General features: G+C 45.0%; 16 protein-coding genes and 3 pseudogenes. 4 read left to right on the forward strand and 15 right to left on the reverse strand.

Annotation, left to right across the window (positions count from 1 at the left end; all coding sequences use genetic code 11):
• Positions 1-282: 282 nt before the first annotated feature.
• Positions 283-3,777, forward strand: coding sequence for a VCBS repeat-containing protein (locus tag G9Q97_RS05740; RefSeq protein ID WP_166144031.1), 3,495 nt, complete (start codon positions 283-285; stop codon positions 3,775-3,777).
• On the opposite strand, the gene G9Q97_RS05745 is transcribed toward G9Q97_RS05740, so the two are convergent.
• From G9Q97_RS05745 to G9Q97_RS05755, 3 genes are read right to left on the reverse strand one after another with little or no spacing between them, the layout of a single operon-like run.
• Positions 3,756-4,157 (reverse strand): hypothetical protein, encoded by a 402-nt coding sequence (locus G9Q97_RS05745; protein ID WP_166144033.1) that lies wholly within the window; start codon positions 4,155-4,157, stop codon positions 3,756-3,758. The genes G9Q97_RS05740 and G9Q97_RS05745 overlap by 22 nt on opposite strands.
• Entirely contained in the window at positions 4,157-5,593 is a 1,437-nt protein-coding gene (locus G9Q97_RS05750) for a RagB/SusD family nutrient uptake outer membrane protein (RefSeq protein ID WP_166144035.1), read from the reverse strand. The genes G9Q97_RS05745 and G9Q97_RS05750 overlap by 1 nt, the downstream gene beginning before the upstream one ends.
• A gap of 5 nt (positions 5,594-5,598) precedes the next feature.
• A complete protein-coding gene (locus G9Q97_RS05755; RefSeq protein WP_166144037.1) occupies positions 5,599-8,691 on the reverse strand; it encodes a SusC/RagA family TonB-linked outer membrane protein in 3,093 nt (1,030 codons plus the stop codon).
• Between the two features lie 655 nt (positions 8,692-9,346).
• Here G9Q97_RS05755 and G9Q97_RS05760 point away from each other — a divergent pair.
• On the forward strand, positions 9,347-10,492 hold the full coding sequence (locus G9Q97_RS05760) for a glycoside hydrolase family protein (RefSeq protein WP_166144039.1): 1,146 nt from the start codon (positions 9,347-9,349) through the stop codon (positions 10,490-10,492).
• A 638-nt stretch (positions 10,493-11,130) separates the two neighbouring features.
• Here the strand turns inward: G9Q97_RS05760 and G9Q97_RS05765 are convergent.
• From G9Q97_RS05765 to G9Q97_RS05790, 6 genes are all read right to left on the reverse strand, one after another.
• Positions 11,131-11,442 carry a type II toxin-antitoxin system RelE/ParE family toxin gene (locus G9Q97_RS05765; protein WP_166144041.1) on the reverse strand — a complete coding sequence of 104 codons (312 nt, stop codon included), beginning with the start codon at positions 11,440-11,442 and terminating at the stop codon, positions 11,131-11,133.
• A 5-nt stretch (positions 11,443-11,447) separates the two neighbouring features.
• On the reverse strand, positions 11,448-11,693 hold the full coding sequence (locus tag G9Q97_RS05770; protein ID WP_166144042.1) for a hypothetical protein: 246 nt from the start codon (positions 11,691-11,693) through the stop codon (positions 11,448-11,450).
• A gap of 133 nt (positions 11,694-11,826) precedes the next feature.
• Entirely contained in the window at positions 11,827-11,976 is a 150-nt protein-coding gene (locus G9Q97_RS05775) for a hypothetical protein (RefSeq protein WP_246255448.1), read from the reverse strand.
• A gap of 100 nt (positions 11,977-12,076) precedes the next feature.
• Positions 12,077-12,418 carry a type II toxin-antitoxin system HicB family antitoxin gene (locus G9Q97_RS05780; RefSeq protein ID WP_166144044.1) on the reverse strand — a complete coding sequence of 114 codons (342 nt, stop codon included), beginning with the start codon at positions 12,416-12,418 and terminating at the stop codon, positions 12,077-12,079.
• Between the two features lie 176 nt (positions 12,419-12,594).
• On the reverse strand, positions 12,595-12,753 hold the full coding sequence (locus G9Q97_RS24955; protein WP_317168722.1) for a type II toxin-antitoxin system HicA family toxin: 159 nt from the start codon (positions 12,751-12,753) through the stop codon (positions 12,595-12,597).
• 678 nt (positions 12,754-13,431) lie between these two features.
• On the reverse strand, positions 13,432-13,677 hold the full coding sequence (locus G9Q97_RS05790; protein WP_166144046.1) for a hypothetical protein: 246 nt from the start codon (positions 13,675-13,677) through the stop codon (positions 13,432-13,434).
• A 219-nt stretch (positions 13,678-13,896) separates the two neighbouring features.
• Here G9Q97_RS05790 and G9Q97_RS05795 point away from each other — a divergent pair, with 219 nt between their 5' ends.
• Positions 13,897-14,235 carry a helix-turn-helix domain-containing protein gene (locus G9Q97_RS05795; RefSeq protein WP_166144048.1) on the forward strand — a complete coding sequence of 113 codons (339 nt, stop codon included), beginning with the start codon at positions 13,897-13,899 and terminating at the stop codon, positions 14,233-14,235.
• A gap of 71 nt (positions 14,236-14,306) precedes the next feature.
• The gene (locus G9Q97_RS05800; protein WP_166144050.1) at positions 14,307-14,717 is read left to right on the forward strand and encodes a hypothetical protein; all 411 of its coding nucleotides are present in this window, start codon (positions 14,307-14,309) and stop codon (positions 14,715-14,717) included.
• Positions 14,718-14,751: 34 nt separating this feature from the next.
• Here G9Q97_RS05800 and G9Q97_RS05805 read toward each other — a convergent pair whose 3' ends face one another.
• From G9Q97_RS05805 to G9Q97_RS05830, 6 genes and pseudogenes are all read right to left on the reverse strand, one after another.
• Entirely contained in the window at positions 14,752-15,306 is a 555-nt protein-coding gene (locus G9Q97_RS05805) for a hypothetical protein (protein ID WP_166144052.1), read from the reverse strand.
• 39 nt (positions 15,307-15,345) lie between these two features.
• A pseudogene (locus G9Q97_RS25355) lies at positions 15,346-15,663 on the reverse strand (RHS repeat domain-containing protein); the annotation flags it as partial.
• A gap of 490 nt (positions 15,664-16,153) precedes the next feature.
• Positions 16,154-16,324, reverse strand: a pseudogene (locus tag G9Q97_RS25360) (type II toxin-antitoxin system HicA family toxin); the annotation flags it as partial.
• A gap of 40 nt (positions 16,325-16,364) precedes the next feature.
• Positions 16,365-16,601, reverse strand: coding sequence for a type II toxin-antitoxin system HicB family antitoxin (locus G9Q97_RS05820; protein ID WP_205603658.1), 237 nt, complete (start codon positions 16,599-16,601; stop codon positions 16,365-16,367).
• A 36-nt stretch (positions 16,602-16,637) separates the two neighbouring features.
• The gene (locus G9Q97_RS05825) at positions 16,638-16,949 is read right to left on the reverse strand and encodes a tyrosine-type recombinase/integrase (RefSeq protein WP_317168734.1); all 312 of its coding nucleotides are present in this window, start codon (positions 16,947-16,949) and stop codon (positions 16,638-16,640) included.
• Between the two features lie 221 nt (positions 16,950-17,170).
• Positions 17,171-17,623, reverse strand: a pseudogene (locus G9Q97_RS05830) (RHS repeat-associated core domain-containing protein); the annotation flags it as partial.
• Positions 17,624-17,630: the final 7 nt, after the last annotated feature.

Raw genomic sequence — 17,630 nt, forward strand, 5'->3', positions numbered from 1 at the left:
AACGTATATATACCTGACCGAGTCAGTAATTATGAAACTAGCTTCAGTAGGATTGAACTGATAAAATCATTGCGCTGTCAGGGTTTAATGATACTAAATATTTCATTAAAAAGCCCGAAAAACAGATAAAATCACTTCACAAAAATGAATAGGTAGCCCTCACACGAAACCTGGCCAACCGCCATACTGCCTTTTTCACAAAAAATTAATCCCCTCGTCTCCCATTACCCTACCAAATCCAGTATCTTTAATCCTTAAATTGGCTCAATCACCCTGCGCTCCATGAAGCTATCATCTGTACGTTCGTTTCCGGCAATGTTGGCCCTGCTTTTTGGGATTTCCTGCCAGGAACCCAGCCTGCTTTCGGAAATTCCTTCCTCCCAATCCGGCATCGATTTTCAGAATACCTTAGTTGAGGACGAGTTTATGAACATCCTCACTTTCGAGTATTTCTACAATGGAGCCGGTGTGGCCGTGGCGGATTTTAATGCGGACGGACTGGACGATCTGTTCTTTACCTCCAACATGGGAAATTCGGAGATCTATATCAATAAAGGGAATTTTACCTTCGAAAACATCACGGCAAGTTCCGGCATAGAGACCCAGGGCAAATGGGCCACTGGAGTCAGCATTATCGATATTAACCAGGATGGCCTGCGCGACATCTACATTTGTTTCTCAGGCCCATATGGTGCCAGACAAAGAACCAATGAATTGTATATCAACCAGGGGGAACTGACTTTCAGGGAGGAAGCGGAAGCCTATGGCCTGGCAGATCAGGGGTTCAGTACCCAGGCAGCTTTTTTTGATTTCGACCGGGACGGGGACCTGGACCTTTATCTACTCAACAACATGACCGATGAAACCGGTCCCAATATCATCCGCCCCAAAAGGATAAACGGAGAGATGTTGAATACGGATAAACTCTACCGCAATAATGGGGACCATACCTTTACGGACATTTCATTACAGGCAGGAATAACACTGGAAGGGTATGGGTTGGGGGTTTCCATTGCAGACATCAACCAGGATGAATGGCCCGACATCTATGTGAGCAATGACTACCTTTCCAATGACCTGTTATACATCAACCAAAAAGACGGAACTTTCCAAAACATGGCAGGAAAGGCTTTTCCACATACCAGTTATTCGGCCATGGGCAATGACATTGCTGATTTCAATAACGATGGCCTGCTGGATATCATTAGCGTGGACATGTTACCTCCTGACAATCTCAGACAAAAATTAATGTTTGGCAAAACCGGAAACGACAGGTATATATCGGAAATCAAAAGTGGCTATGAACCCCAACTCATGCGCAATACCCTGCAGCTCAACAGGGGTTTTGGCAAAGAAGGTCTTCCGCTGTTTTCGGATATTTCCTATCTAGCCGGACTGAGTGCTACGGACTGGAGTTGGGCGCCCCTGTGGGTAGATTTGGACAATGATGGCTGGAAAGACCTCCTGATTACCAATGGTTATCCCCGGGACATTACCAACAGGGATTTTGTAGATTATAAATCCGGTTTTGCCCGGCTCAGCAACCGGCAGGTCAGTGAAGCCCTGAAGGAGCTGGAAGGCGCGCATACCAGCAATTATATATTCCAAAACCGCGGTGACCTTGCCTTTTCAGATGTCAGCAAGCATTGGGGCATTGAGCTTCCCTCCTATTCCAGTGGCGCAGCCTATGCCGACTTCAACAATGACGGTAGCCAGGATTTGGTCATTAACAACACATACTCTCCTGCTACTTTATACCAAAACAATTCAAGTTCGCTAAAGGGCAATCATTACCTGAAAGTCAAACTTGAGGGCTTGCCTCCCAACATTCAGGCCCTCGGTACAAAAGTGCATGTATATTCCGGAGGACAACAGCAGTTTTACGAACACTACCTCAGCCGGGGCTACCAGTCCTCGGTTTCTGAAACCATTCATTTTGGACTTGGGCAAGAGATTTCCATAGATTCATTGAAAGTCGTCTGGCCCAATGGCGATACCCACCGATTGGTTGACCTGCCCGCAGACCAGACGCTTATACTGGAACAGCGAAATGATCTAGAGGATAAAATCAAAGGAAAAAAGCAACTGGAAAAAAAATTACCTGGCATGATGGAAGAACTACCTGCTTTTAAACATGAAGAGCGGTATTATGCCGATTTTAACCTCCAGCCTTTATTGCCTCAAATGCATTCCCAGTTGGGACCTGGAGCTGCAGTTGGGGATATCAACGGAGATGGATTGGAGGACATGTATTTTTCAGGAGCACACGGGCAGGCCGGTCAAATTTTTATCCAAAATGCAAAGGGAAATTTTGACATCCGGTCTCTTCCGGAAAAGGAGGCAGCACATGAAGACATGGGGGCCCTCATCTTTGATGCAGACGGAGATGGTGATATGGACCTTTATGTGGTGTCAGGGGGGAATGAATTCAAAACAGAAGATCCCCTTTACCAGGACAGGCTTTACCTGAACCAGGGAGGTGGCGATTTAATGCTCAGTCAGGGGCTACTGCCTGAAGCCCGGGTCAGTGGATCTTGCGTGATCGGTGGAGATTTTGACAAGGACGGTGACCTGGACCTTTTTATTGGAGGAAGACTGGAACCCAACCAATATCCCTTACCAGGCAAATCCCAGCTTTTATTGAATCAAGGCGGGAAATTCGAGGACATCACCGACCGAATTGCACCTGGTTTGGCTGAGGTAGGCATGGTCACCGCAGCACTTTGGTCGGACTACAACAACGATGGATGGCTTGACCTGTGGGTGGTGGGGGAATGGATGGAAATTACACTGTTTGAAAACCAAAAGGGAAAATTGGTGCGTAAAAAAGAAATTCCTTGGCTATCGGATACTTCCGGATGGTGGAACAGCATCATCGGTGTGGATTTGAACAAGGATGGTTGGACAGATTATGTGCTGGGCAACCTGGGCTTAAACAGCCGGTACCAAACCGAACAAGATCAACCACTTCAGATCCACTGGGCGGATTTTGATCTAAACGGCAAGGTCGAAGCCATTATCTCAAGGATCTGGGAGGGTCAAAGGTTTCCCGTTCACCCCAGAGACGATTTGTTCCAGCAGCTTCCCTCGCTGAAGAAAAAGTACCGCACCTATGCGGATTATGGCAAGGCAGATTTGAATTCCATTATTGAAGCAGGCCTGGATAAGGATCCCAAAATGCTGCAGGCGGCAACTTTTTCGTCATTGGTATTGTACAACAAGAAAGGGACATTTGAAGCTGTTCCTTTGCCCGCAGTGGCACAAGTCGCTCCGATATACGGGATTTTAGCAGCCGATTTTAATGGAGATGGAATGACAGACCTTTTTCTTTCGGGAAATAACTTTTCTGCTGAAGCCATAAACGGCCCCTATGATGCTTCCTATGGATTGATGCTTCATGGAGAGCCAAAAGGTGGTTTCACCGTTCCACAGCAAAACCCCTGGATCTCCGGAGACCAGAAGGGCTTGATCCAATTGAAGGTCAAACAAAAATCATTTGGGCTGGCATTGAAGAATAATCAGGACACGGAATGGTTGGATATATTTCCTGCCCAAATGCCTGAATTTAACCCTCCGGAGGTAAAAGGAGCTGCTTACGTAGAGCTACACTATCAGACTGGGGATAGCAGAAAAAAAGAATACTACTGGGGTGCCGGGTATCTGACCCAGCAACCCAATAGTATTATTTATGAAAAAGGACTAAATCAAATAAAATATTTTGACGCTGAGGGAAATCAACTGGCCATTTATCCTATTCAATCGAATCTGGAAAAATAGCGTACTTCAAATCTATTCTGATTCCCTCCTTTGAAAAGCGGCTCCTTTTCTGCCCTGAGCACCAGATGATTCCGGTTAATCGCCAAAATCTCATAAGTATTGATCAAAGTGCCCTGCTCGTCAAAGTAACTCAGCTGGTTTCCCTTGACCTCAAATGCATTGGAAACCTGAGAATGCTGGGCCCTGGTTCTGGCTTCTCCTGAAGGAAGGAATTCATATACTTCCTCCTGGTGCCAGCCATCGCTGCTGAAACCAAATTGATTGTAATGGTAATAAGCGGAATCCAACTTCCACTTGCCCAATATCTGTTTTTCCGGCTGGCTTTGGCAAGCACAAAAAAGGACAGAGAAAAGAACCAAAGTGATGGCAAGCTTTTGCATCAATAATCCGGATTTTGTGTCAAAACCCCATTGCTCAAATCGATTTCCCTTTGTGGTATGGCGAAAAGGTAATGTTTAGGTCTTTGGAATGTCCTTGGTGGTTTCAAGGGGCCCAAATCCTTTTGATACAACGCGACAATATCCACAATATCCGCTTTATCCCATCGGATCAAATCCTGGTGCCTTTGGTTTTCACCTGCCAATTCCACCCTTCTCTCATGAATGATTTCCTCCATTGTGGCATTACTTACCGGAGACCTGCCAGACCTTTCTCTTACCACATTGAGCTCAGCATCGCCATTTTGACCTGATCTGATCTTGGCTTCAGCCACCATCAGGTAAACGTCTGCAGTCCGCAAAATCGGGTTATTGTGACTCATGTTCAACCCTCCCTGAGGTCGCCAGGAGCTGTATTTTCTGAAATGATACCCGGTGGATGACAAATCCTCGGTGTAAGGTGTGAGGCCCCGGTCTCCGCCCAGGTCTACCATGTCTCCAGGTTGGTAAACGGTATAGTCCAGCCGGGGATCACCTGCTTCGAATTCATCGATCAGATCCTGTACCGGTTCGTGAAAATCCCAGCCTCCCCAAGGTCTGGGTGTGGTATAAATCACATGGGTGTTTTCCTGCCATCCCTGAAGGCTTTGAATAGAAAAGAGCATTTCCGGATTGTTTTGGGTTTCCACCCTGAAATTATCCGAAAAATTATCCGACAATGGGTAGTTTCCATCCAGAACCTTCTGTCCAAATTCTATGGTTTTGGCGAAATCCTCCTGGTACAGGTACAGCTTGGCCAATAATCCATTGGCCGAACCTTTATGCGGTCTTCCCAGGTCATCTGCACCATGGCTTACCGGTAAAAGGTCTGCAGCTGCTATCAAATCCGAAGCTATCTGTGCGGAAACCTGCTCTATGCTTGCCCTGGGCTTATTGTACTCATTATTTAAAACGTCCTCTTCCAGAATCAAGGGTACTCCCCCGTAAATGACCAAAAACCGCCAATACATAAATCCCCTCAGAAAATGTGCTTCTCCCAGGGTCCTGTTTTTCAGATTTTGATCCATGTTGATATCCGGAACATTGATCAGGACGGCATTCGCCCGGGAAATCACCTCATACTTATGTCTCCAACTGTAAAACAATTGGGGGTTACCAGGATCAAATGTAAACGACTCTATGGCCTGATCTTCTCCATGATCCCCTGCCCTGAACTGATCATCGGAAGGAATATCAAAGGTATGTTCGGCATGTCCATAAAAGTCCTCCACCACCAATGGCTCATACATGGCATTGGCCGCCGCCACAGCATCCTCCCCGTTTCGCCAGAATTGCGAAGAAGTGGACTGTCCATAGGGTACGGTTTCCAAAATATTGTCCTCACAGGCTGAAAATACCATAAGGGACAGAACTAGGTATATGATATTATTTTTCTTCATTTTGATTAGAAAGTTATGGTGGTACCTATGGTCCAACTTCGGGCCTGTGGATACTGGGCATAATCTGCATTTAACTGCAAATTCCCGTCGGTATAACCCAATTCAGGATCCATACCTGAGTATCCGGTCAGGATAAAAACATTTTGTCCGGTCAGGTAAAACCTGGCTTTGGAAATGCCTATTTTTGTAGTCAGCATTCCAGGCAGGGTATATCCCAAAACCAGATTTTTTAACCTGAAGAAATCCCCTTTCTCCAGAAACATATCCGAAGTGCGGTGGTTGAGATTGTCTCTTTTAGTAGTCATCCTGGGAATTTCATTACTGCTTTCAGGTCCGTTCCAGCGGTTGGCTGCTTCTGCATACATGTTAAAAGGATAGGTAGGGTCGATCCCCTGCATCCTATCGGCGTTGTAAATATCAAATCCGGCATTCCCCAGAAAAAACAGACTGAGGTCAAAATTACCGTAACCCAGATCCGCATTCAGTCCATAAACCATTTTTGGATGGGGATTACCGATAATTTCTCTATCACTATCATCTATCAACCCATCATCATTCAGATCGATGAATCTAACATCCCCGGGTTGGATCAAGCCCGATGTCCTGCGGGGATCATTCGCAATATTGCTGTCGTTTTGAATCGCTTCGTTGGTCTGGTAAAGCCCATCTGTCCGCCAGCCATAAAAACTGGCAATGGGAAATCCCTCGTAAGTCCTGGAAAGTTCCTGGCTGGACCTTCCGTATAACCTGGACCCGATAAAGTTTCCATCCACCAATTGGGTGACTTCGTTTTTGATAAAAGCCGCATTCCCGCTAATGGAGTAGGACAATTTCCCTTGGGTTTCACGAAACAAAAGCTCTATTTCCAAACCCTGATTTCTCAGTTCCCCAAGGTTTTGATTGGGGATCTGGGCTGTACCGATGGAGCCAATCGTAGGGGGAGCAATCAACATGTCTTTGGTATCTTTGATGAAATAATTAAAGTTGGCCAAAAAGCGGTTGTCCAGAAATCCTATATCCAAACCGAAATTGGTCATTTGAGCAGCTTCCCAGGTAATGTTCAAATTGGGAATTCTGGTTTGTGCTGCGCCCACTGTTTGGTTACCCCCAAAGGAGTACCTTCTGCCCGAGCTAATCAGCGCCAGGTATTGCAAACCGGGAACATTTTGATTTCCCAGGCTTCCCCAACCACCTGTTAGCTTCAGGTTGGAAATAAAGCCGATGTTTTGGAAAAATGACTCTTCCGAGATTCTCCATCCCAATGAAAAGGCCGGGAAATAACCCCATCGGTTTCCTGGGGCAAACTTAGAGGAACCGTCACTCCGGAAAGTAGCTGTAAGCAAATACTTTTCGTCATAATTATAGGCAACCCTCCCAAAGTAAGAAGCCAGCGCATCATAGGACTTTCCTCCTCCGATGGAATTCAAGGTTTGCCCTACATCCAAAAACCGCTGATCAAAGGACTCGTCGATAAAATCCAGCTTGCTGGCGTTAAATCCATCCGAGTTAAAGGTTTGTGTAGTGTATCCCCCGACGAAATTCACCTTGTGCAAATCGGCGAATACTTTATCGTAGGAAACAAAATACTCTGCAAGTACAGAGTAGTATTCGTTATAGCTTCTCGACAAAGAATTACGGGGTGAGGCCCGTATCTGGTCGTTTACGATAATATTGAAATTATAACCATCACTTATAGCTCCTTCCAAACCCAAATTTGCCCTGATCTTAAGACCTTCCAGGATTTCATACTCCGCATTGATATTGCCCAGCAATTTATGGCTGGTATTGTTTTCGTCCTGTGTTTTCTGAGTGAAAATCGGATTATTGATATCTCCAAATTCACCTGATATCTGAGACGAACTGTATGAGCCGTCAGCATTGCGAACAGGCAAGCCAGGATGAAAGCGGATAGCGCTCCACAATACGCCTGTTTGAGCAGAAAGGGTATTTGGGCTGGTCTGATTGATGGAAACCAATTGCAAGTTTTGCCCGATTTTAAAGCGATCGTTGATTTTGTGGTCCGAATTCAAACGGAAACTAAGGCGACGAAAATCGGAATTGGTGATCATTCCCTTTTCATTGAAATACCCTCCCGAAAGCATAAAGGACGAGTTTTTATTGCCACCGGTAAGTGTCAGGTCTATGTTGCGGGTCGTTCCCTGGCCCAAAAACTCCTCCTGCCAGTTGGTCCTTTGGGTTTGATAGGTCGGGTTCTCCCAAATGGGATTGATGGCCAGGCCATCATTGGTGTACCTTTCTCTTTTTAATTGGGCCAGCGTGGGCGCATCCAGTACATCTATGGTTTTGATGGCATTGGAAAGCCCGGTATAGCCATTTAATTCAAATTTCAGGGGTTGGTCAAAATCACCTCGCTTGGTGGAGACAATCACCACCCCATTTGCAGCACGGGTACCATAAATCGCCGATGCGGATGCGTCCTTGAGAATCTCGATGGATTCGATATTGTTGGGATTTACATCGTTCAGGTTTCCTCCCGGTACCCCATCAATGATGACCAGGGGATCTGCATTATTCAGGGTTCCTGTACCTCTGATCCGGATGGATCCCTGATTGCCAGGTGCTCCCCCATTTCTTACCACATTTACCCCAGCTGCTCTTCCCTGCAATGATTGCGCCGCTCCGGACACGGGGAGGTTTTGGATGTTGCTTCCCTTTATGGAAGAGACAGCCCCGGTAACATCGCGTTTTTCCTGGGTACCGTAGCCAACCACCAATACTTCATTCAGGGAGGACTCATCCTGAACCATTTGGACAGTTAACCGGGTTTGGTTGGTGATCGGTATGACCTGTGTGACATAACCAATGTAGGAAACCACAAGGCTGCCTCCCTCTGGTACGGTGATGGAAAAATTCCCATCGATATCAGATACGGTACCGCTGGTACTCCCCTGGATGGTGATGGTGGCACCGGGTAAGGGTTCACCGTTTTCGTCTGTAACTGTACCCTCAACACTCACTTCTCTCATCTCCTTCGCATTTGCCGTTAAGGCCAGGTAGGGACTGAAGAAAAGGAAATAAACCAAGGTCAACAACCATAGGTACCGTTGTTTCCCCCATTTTGGAACATTTTTTTTCATTGATTTTGATTTTGGAATGTAGGAAGTATAAATGCCGGAAAACCTGGCTTTGGAAAATCCTCAATGAGGTAAACCAAAGTACATGGTTTTCGCAAATAAAAATTTAGTGAAATGAAGCCAGAATAGGCCTTTTGTGGGTGTATATTAAATTTTCATATTTCCATCTATTAAGTTTTTATAATTCGCCCGTTGCATGCTATTCACCTGCCTCATCCTGATTCATTTATTAGTCAATTGAGGCAAATACCATTGATTACCTGATCTGAATATTCTTATAAAAATTGATTGTGTTTCCCTTTAACAAACAAATAGGGATTTCAAGAATTAATTCAATAAATTTTGTGAAAATTTATCATACTTTCAAATAAATTTATAAAAATAATTTTTTGAGGAATTTAGTAACACAATCTTCACAAAAAGATAAAATAAAAAAATAGTCTGGTTATAAAAAAGGCTCCTCCCCCAACCTTTTATCTTCCCCAAAGCATTGCATACCTTTGTGTATTTTTTAAGAAGGTTATTCAACCAATTAAGCGTCTTGGAAATAAAAATACATTGTGTAAATTGTCTGTCAGGTAGAAGGTAAAAAGATCAATTCCTTTTAACAATTGTATTAAGATATTGAAATTCCCCTTATTTCCCATTCTCTTTTGCTTTGAAAAAAAGAAATCAAATTACCAGAACGAGTTCAAAAATAACTTCCCGAAGAAACTTCCTCAAGAATAGTGTGTTTTGCGGGACTTTTGGTCTGGTATCAGGAAGTGGTTTGTCTCCATTGTTAACCAAAAATACCAGCCCGGGAATTGCCAATAAGAAACTCCGGCCAATCCTGGATGAGAACTGGTGGCTTATCGGCCCTCCTCCGCTGAAGGGAAGCCATAATATTCCCGTAAAAATAGGCTTAAATGGGGAAATCAGGACCTATGAATCGGTAGATCACCATATTTTCCGGGCTGATGACGGATATTGGCATTTATGGGGTTGTGTGCGTCATACCGGATGGGGAAGAATTCTTTATCATTGGAAATCCAAAAACCTGACAGACAGCCCATGGGAAGACACCGGGGAATTTATCCGCGCTAATGCTGCATTCGGCGAAAGCATAAACGGATGGGACAAAGAAGAATGGATACAATCTCCCTTTATTGTAAAAGAAAAGGGCCTGTACTATATGTTTTATGGTGGACACAGTACCGGAAGAAACAAGGAAGGTATCCCTGCAAGGGGCAATAGCCGAAATGAAAGCTTCGATACGGAATGCCAGATTTGCATCATGACCTCCAAGGATGGGCTGAAGTGGAACAGGTATACTTTTGATGATGGACTGAGCCGGGCCTTTTCAGGTCCCGGAGAGGCAAGAGACCCTTGCCTTATCAAGATAGACGGCCTTTGGCACTTGTATTACACCGGGCTGGAAGATGGGGATCCACAAAAAGGCGGCATGTTCGTACGTACTTCCAGGGACCTGCTCCACTGGTCCGATTACCAACTGGTACACCGGGCACATCAGTATGGCAGAAATTGGTGGGAAATAGAATGCCCCCATGTGGTTTACAGGGAGGGGTATTTTTACCTGTTCAGAACCCAAAATTATGTCAAGGCCATTACCCATGTTTTCCGCAGTGAAGACCCGCTGGATTTTGGTAAGGGAAATGAAGCAGCAGCCCAGAAGTATGTGGGGCAAATCCCCTGTGCCGCCCCGGAAATATACCAGTTAGCTGGGGAAGAATACCTTTCTTCCAACCATGATCCAGCACTGGGCACACAGATGTGCCGGTTGCACTGGGAAACGGAAACCTGAAAGTGACCAGGCAGACTTCTTCAGGTTTTCCCAATCCCGGTGGATGGTGCTTTTGTACTGCCTCTTACAATAATTTTAGAAAAAGAAAACGGGCAATCACTTTGGAAGAATATTATAAACGCTTCAACATGACCACAAGCCAACAGAACCACCTTCATAAACCATAACGGTAAATCCCTGCACTCCAATTTCCAAAGCTTTTACAACTTTCTCACAACCATTTTCCGTACCTGTACACAAAGAACTTTTCATCCCTGTGGACAATTAAAAAGATATTTTTTTTCTTTTTCAGTTGAAAAATTTCAATTGAAAAAAAGAAGGTGTGTGCGGGTTACCTTTTTGTAAACATTTTTTTAAAAGAAAAAGAAAGCCCCTGATCCGGCGGGTATGGGCAAAAAGCAAGGGAGTGGGGCGGTTTTCCGGTAGGCGGGTTCGGCCTGGGGCGGGCGGTTCGGCTGCCTGGAACACCCCATTTTTAAACTATCCGTGGAAGGCTGCTTCACCGGGATGGCTTGGCTTTTTGCCGACTGCCAATGACGAACACTGCTTTACCTGCGGATGCCACGGATTTGCAGCGAAGTTCCCCAGTGCACATATGACACGGCGTAGTATGTTTCTAATTAGTTGTTGATTGATCGTTACCGGTTCCCTTTGGGCATTTTATCGGGATGTTGGTGGGTGTCAAATATATCGGTCACTATGACCCGTTTTACGTCTATTAGGTAGATGATTTTAAAGTGGGATTCGACCAATAAATAACGGTGGTCCTGATCGAGGGATTGTAACATTTCTTCTTTCTGCCCTCTTTCCGGGTTGTCCGATAAACTCTTGGCTTTTCCAAGTATCACCTTTCGTACCTTTATAGCATAAGAATCTAACTCTAAACTTCTGTAGTGTTTACAAATTTTTTTCAATGATTCTTTGGCAGGATCGGTGATTAAAACATTCATTCTGCTTACCAGTTTTCCGATTCTTTTTCCAGATCCTCAATACTGGTCACCCTTCCTTCTTTGATAGCTTTATTTGCGTCCCTCGCCCTTGCTATCAATTCTGACCTGGTAATGGGGCCTCCATCCGGTTTATAACCGGCTATTGGTTCTTTCTGGGAACTCAATAATTCTTTGATCTGCTGGATTATCTCTATATCTTCCAGTCTTGCCAGCTGTTCTATCAGGTTTAGTTTTTCTGCTTTAATGTCCATACTCTTTATGTATTGTCCTCATAAAGTTAACGTTTTTTTGGGATTTGTGGGTTTCATCTCAACGGATGATATTTCAACAATTCTATTTACTCATGCCTTGCACGAAGAGAATAGCGGATCGCCAAGGCCAAACCTAAAAATTGAACCGGTTTTTGATTTCCTCACGGACCGATTCATGAGACAGGTGTTGCCTTTTATCCAACTGCTCCAGACCCTCATCGATGGCTGCCCGGTCTTCCGCATTTAACCCTTCCCAAAAATCCATTTCGTCCTCAATGTTCAAAAGTGATTTGACGGCATTTAAAACACCCTCATCATTGCTAGATCAATAGAAAAAGAACTCCAGTTTCCTCCAAATACATGCATTCCTGCAAAAAAAATGGTCAGGCAGGCTCTTTGTCGACCCTATCCCGGATCGCTTCGGCCACAAAGTTGTTCAGTGAGGTTTTGGCTTCCATGGCCAATAGAGCAGCTCTTTGATGCAATGTGGCCGGTATCCTTACATTGAAACTCCCTTTAAATGGCTTCTCAGGGGATTTCCCTCCTTCCTTACAATAAGCCAGATAGGTATCAACGGCTTCTCTAAAATCCGCTTCCAGGTGTTTTCCGGTCTCTCCTTCGTAGGAGATCAGACCCCTGATTCCCAACACTTTCCCATAGAGCAGACTGTCTTGGGGACTATACTCAATGCTGCCCGTATAACCTTTGTATTCCAGATATTTCATATGATTTTAATTTGCTTTTTAAAGGACATATGCCCGCCCGGATGACACCAGTCGGACGGGAAATCTCACCATTATAATCATCCCTCAGTGGGCCGTTTGCGTCATGCCCGACTGCCCCGGGCAGGCTCGATATCATAACTCCAATAGTTCTCTGACCTGTTTCATTTGGTATTGCTTCATAATCCGGTTGGGTGGGGCTTGTGGAGCATGACAGGAACCCCTTCACCGTTCTCGAATTTCACCCTCGAACCGGAGGTCTTGCCTTTCTTTACTTCCTCAAAACCAAAGTATCCAAGCAGTTTCACCATCTCTTCATAATGAAAGTCGGATGGCATGCCCAAAAACCTGGCGATCAGTTTTTACTTCTTAGACATAAACTAAAAGTAACTATATTTAGTTGCATTTTCCAAACTTTTTAATCCTAACCCAGCGGATGATGTCTCTGTATCTGCCGTTTCAGTTCTTCCAGCTTTGCCTGTTTGTATTTCTCCGTTGCCGACGGGTTTTTTTCTTTCAGTTGAAAAAGAAAGAAGCGGTGACTATATTTTAAATGAAATTCCCTAAAAGGAAATAAAAGAATGCGCTCCAAATGCCGAAAGGCGGGTCGTAGGTGTCCACTAAACCTTGCTTTATTTTATTTGTGGGTGGCTCAGGATAACTTATGTGCTAGACACTGGTATAAGGGTAGCCTTGGTCGGTGGCTATTTATTCCTTTTAGGTTTCTTGGCAGGTTTCTGATAGTTGCTAAAAATATCGGTGACAATTACAATTTCACTATCAACCTTGTAAATGATTTTGTAATGATATTCCAGCAAATACCGGTGCCCTTTCCCAAGAGATATCAGGTCATCTTCTACTCTCCCTCTATCCGGATAGTTATCAAGCGTTTCTGCTCTGTCAATTATTTAATTTACGATGTCAGAAGCTTTCTCGGGACTGGCTTCTTCTGAATAATGATCGTAAATCTCTTTTAAGCATATTTTCTCCCACTCTGAAAACCTAACCTCCATGGACTACCAATTCTTCATTTCTTCCCTGACCTGTTTTGACGTTTTTACACGGCCTTCTCTAATGTCCTGTTCAGACCTTTCTGCCCTGGATATTAGTTCCTCTTTTGTGATAGGCGAACCATCGGGTTTATATCCAACTGGTGAAGCTATTTGGTCTGCTTTGATCAGCCCATGAATGAGATTTAACAACCGATCATCGGCGTGTTGAAGGTATTGGCTTATTTCTTCCCGTATTTTAACTGTATCCATTGGTTTTTTCTTGAAGTTCAGTAAAGTTAACGATTCCATATTACAATTTGATTTGTTCCAACGGATGATATTTCAGTATTTGGCTTTTTTGGGTGGCAAATGTCAACTTTCCATCCGATGTATTTGATGGTGTCTTCGGTCATTATCATACTTTAATTCTGCCTATATTTGTCCCATTAAGCCTTAAATTGGCTTTTTTTAATTCAAAAACTCCCGGTTATGACTGTATCGGAGAAAATAAGACTCACAAGGCAGCAGAAAAAATTGTCCCGGGGGGAACTCTCAAAAATATCGGGGGTCAACCTCAAAAGCCTTTCAAGGTACGAGCTCGGCACAACCGTGCCCCCGGCCGATGTGCTCAAAAGCATCGCCGATGCACTGGAAGTATCCACCGACTACCTGGTGAGTGAAAACGGGCAGGTACAGATAAAGGACAAGGAGCTGTTCAAAAAGTTTGAGCTCATCCAGGAAATGGAGTGCGAGACCAAAAGCATGATCATGAACTTCCTAGACCTGGCTATCAGGGGTTTTAAGGCAAAACAGGCGTATGCCTCCTGATGGATTTGGGGTTCCTGAAAACTTTCATTACAAAAAAAACATTGTTTCGAATCTTTAGACAGTTTTTAAAAATGAAAAATGCAGCGTTACTTTTTCTGACTTTGGCCCTCTTTGCTTGTAACCCACTCGAGAATAAACTAGAGGGGGGATGGGTAGTTGATCAGGCGTACTATCACGATGAGCCTGTGCTTTGGGATTTGTACAGCAATGGTTTTGATTTGAAACCAGACAATACCTGCCATTTGCCAATAGACAATTGGGATGATAGGAATACTGTAAAACAGACAGGTATCTGGTCAGCATTTGAAGAAAAAGAAAAAATATATCTTCGTATTAAAACCGAAAACCGGATTTTCAACAGAAAGTTCCAGGTGACCAAACTCAGGAAGGTTCGGGACACTGTAAGCTTTGGCTACCTGATGAAAATGACCATACAGGCCGACAGTCTTAAGATGGACTGTACAAAGGCCTTGTATAAATAAAAAAGGAAAGTTTTAAAACTCCCTTTTTTCCGTCCTATTCTTCATCAGGTTTCGGGAATGACTTGGATCCCATACTGGTGTTGTCCATTAGCGTTAGCCCAGGACCGTTTTCGTAATGGTGCGTCTGAATTGGAGGCCTGTAATTGTCTGATATTTCTTTCACAATGCGAATTCCGATATCATAAATTTCTTGGTTCTCAGTCGGGTTCACTCCGGACAACACCACGTTTGATATACCTCCAAGTTCCTGAATATTGCGGTACTTTTCTGGAATCATCCCGGGTATTTCAAGTGCTCGGTTTATATCCTCTGCAACCTGATTTCGCAAAAGAGAAAGATGTTCATCAACCAGCCCCATATCCTGGTTGTTGGCAAAAATTCCGTATTGTTCCAATCCCCAGGTGACCGAGTTAAGAGCAAATGCAAAGCCTGCCGCCCCCTTCGCCCCACCGGAGACACCCGATCGGATACTTATTGCCTTTCGGTTTTGAACTTTGTCCTGCCCTAAAATATAGTTTGGATCGGGAGCGCCAAGTGTATGATCAAGACTGGCACTTTCTGAGGTTTTGGAACGATCTATGGGTGACACCTCACCCACGGCCGTAGGCCACCCGACATTACCGGCAGGCTAGTTCCCTTTCATGTTCCTTAGGTGCCAGGCTCCCCGAGTTATTCTATTGAAATTCTCCAGGTTAATATGGGCCTTTCCCCCAATCATCTTGATCCTGGCCTCATCCGCCCTCAGGTATTCCAAGCCGTCTAGGTCAACCCCGTCAATCGGTCTATTACTCGCAAACTGATATGGTGTCAGCAGCGGATAAGACTTTGCCAACGGATCCACACTCAAAAACTTCGCTATGGAGGGGTTGTAGATCCTAAACCCGTAGTCATAATGGCTCTGTCCGCCCCATTCTCCCGATGAATCCTCTTCCTTGCCATTGAACCCATAGCGGTATGCTCCTGCACAACAATTTCCAAAGCTTTTCCAATCTCCTCACAACCTTTATTAAAGAACGTTTCGCCCCCCTGGACAACCATAAAGATAGTTTTTTCTTCTTCAGTTGAAAAATTTCAATTGAAAAAAAGAAGGTGTGTGCGGGATCCCTCTTAAAAAAACATATTCTTAAAAGAAAAAACGAAAAAAAAGAAAGCCCCCCAATCCGGCGGGTATGGGTAAAAAGCAAGGGAGTGGAGCGGTTTGGGGGCAGGCGAGCATCCGCCTGGGACGGACGGTGCAGCTGCCTGGAACATCCTGTTTTTTTAAACTATTCGTAGAAGGCTGCCGCGCCGGGCTGGCGTGGCTTTTTGCCGGATGACGATGACGAACGCCGCTTTACCTGTGAACGTTGTCGCTACTCCAGGCCTCATTTCGGAGCGTCCGGCTATGTCGCTTGAGAGGAGATGTGTAACGAATGGTTTATATCCCGCCTAACAGTTCAATGAATTCCTCTGGCGTAATTTCTACTTGCCGAAGTACCGCCCGTAATTAATGAACGGCCGATATCTCTGCCCTTATGATGTGGTATTGTGGTATAACGGCCATCGGGATGACGATAAAAAACATGGCTTCCTTTTTGCCTTTTTATTTCAAACCCCAACAGTAAAAGAACCTTTCTAAGGTTTTGGCATCTACCAACGGTAGTTTACTCATACAGCTATCGATATCTGTTGGAAGCCTATAAACTCGGACAGGTCGCTTAGTTCTTCAGGGCTCAACTCTTCCAGGCACAACTCAATAACTTCTTTTAAATTAGTTTGTAACTCGTCTAATGTGGCTGCTTGGGTATAGGCACCCGGCAGGTTAGGAACAAGCCCCACATAGAGGCCTGTCTCCTTATCTTTTTCTATTTGGGCCGTAAACTGATAAGTTTTCATAGTAATCATAAAGGTAAACATTTTATATGGATATTTAAGTTTCTTTCACCCCAAAGGATGGTGTTTTTGTACCGCCGCTTTCAGTTCCTCAAATCCCGTCTGCCTGTACCGTTCCGTTGAACTCGGGTTCTTGTGCCCCGCAAACACCTGGACAACGCGTAAGTCCTTTCCCTCCTTCAACAGGTTGGCGATCACGCTCTGCCGGATGGTTTGGGCATTCAGTTTCCTTTCCGGAAAGAGATCCCTAAAAGTCTCCACCAGATAGTTGATATCATCTGCTTTGATGGCCTTTTCCCGGATGTTCAGGATCAGCTGATCGGTGTTTTCGCTGATGGTTTTGGGACGTATTTCGTGGATATCGTTTCAAGATTGCGGTGGCCCAAAAAATCCCTGACCTGCTCGATGCCCAGGCCGCCTTCCAAAAGGTGCGTGGCGATGCTGTGTTTTCAATTAAGGGGGGCTTGCATTCTTCCGGAACACGGAACGCCAGGGTCGTTTTGTTTGATTGCAGCAGATAATGCCTGTTTTTGGGTCTTATTGGCGTTCCATCTGGCGTTCCAGAGGTATGGAACGCCAGCCTACAAAATTTCAAGCTGGTCAAGCTGACCCTGCAGGTGCCTTTTTGTTTTTTCCCGCAATGCCTCGATGTTGTCCCACCAGACCACTTTGTATTGATAGCCCCGGTTCGCATGGCCGCCCGACTGCCGGATGTATTCCAGGGCCAGCAGGTCATGGATGTCGCGGCGCAGCTGGGTCTTGCTGATGTTGAGTGCCTGTTTGATTTCCCGCTGCCCAAAATTGTACGTTTCATACGCCTCTCCCTCGTTATCCTTATTGATAACCCAGTCAAACCTACCATCAGGATCGATCCTGTTCAGCGGGTTGTTTTGCACGAAGTTGTACGGAGAAACCCATTCCCTGAGATGGGACATCGGATCCGGACTGGTCCAGCGCCCTATTACCGGACCAAAATACCTCGCCCCATAATTGTATAGATTGAGGTTCAGGTCGTCCATCAGCTCCTTACCGTTATAGAGG

The organism is Cyclobacterium plantarum (genome assembly GCF_011290685.1).
GTDB classification, from domain to species: Bacteria; Bacteroidota; Bacteroidia; order Cytophagales; family Cyclobacteriaceae; genus Cyclobacterium; species Cyclobacterium plantarum.

Excerpts from the sequence above, each read along its gene's own strand:
- G9Q97_RS05750 (WP_166144035.1), bottom strand. The coding sequence starts at position 5,593 with ATGAAGAAAAATAATATCATATACCTAGTTCTGTCCCTTATGGTATTT.
- G9Q97_RS05820 (WP_205603658.1), bottom strand. The coding sequence starts at position 16,601 with ATGATTACTATGAAAACTTATCAGTTTACGGCCCAAATAGAAAAAGAT.
- G9Q97_RS05745 (WP_166144033.1), bottom strand. The coding sequence starts at position 4,157 with ATGCAAAAGCTTGCCATCACTTTGGTTCTTTTCTCTGTCCTTTTTTGT.
- G9Q97_RS05790 (WP_166144046.1), bottom strand. The coding sequence starts at position 13,677 with ATGGATACAGTTAAAATACGGGAAGAAATAAGCCAATACCTTCAACAC.
- G9Q97_RS05800 (WP_166144050.1), top strand. The coding sequence starts at position 14,307 with ATGAAAAATGCAGCGTTACTTTTTCTGACTTTGGCCCTCTTTGCTTGT.
- G9Q97_RS05755 (WP_166144037.1), bottom strand. The coding sequence starts at position 8,691 with ATGAAAAAAAATGTTCCAAAATGGGGGAAACAACGGTACCTATGGTTG.
- G9Q97_RS05770 (WP_166144042.1), bottom strand. The coding sequence starts at position 11,693 with ATGGACATTAAAGCAGAAAAACTAAACCTGATAGAACAGCTGGCAAGA.
- G9Q97_RS24955 (WP_317168722.1), bottom strand. The coding sequence starts at position 12,753 with ATGCCATCCGACTTTCATTATGAAGAGATGGTGAAACTGCTTGGATAC.
- G9Q97_RS05780 (WP_166144044.1), bottom strand. The coding sequence starts at position 12,418 with ATGAAATATCTGGAATACAAAGGTTATACGGGCAGCATTGAGTATAGT.
- G9Q97_RS05765 (WP_166144041.1), bottom strand. The coding sequence starts at position 11,442 with ATGAATGTTTTAATCACCGATCCTGCCAAAGAATCATTGAAAAAAATT.
- G9Q97_RS05795 (WP_166144048.1), top strand. The coding sequence starts at position 13,897 with ATGACTGTATCGGAGAAAATAAGACTCACAAGGCAGCAGAAAAAATTG.
- G9Q97_RS05740 (WP_166144031.1), top strand. The coding sequence starts at position 283 with ATGAAGCTATCATCTGTACGTTCGTTTCCGGCAATGTTGGCCCTGCTT.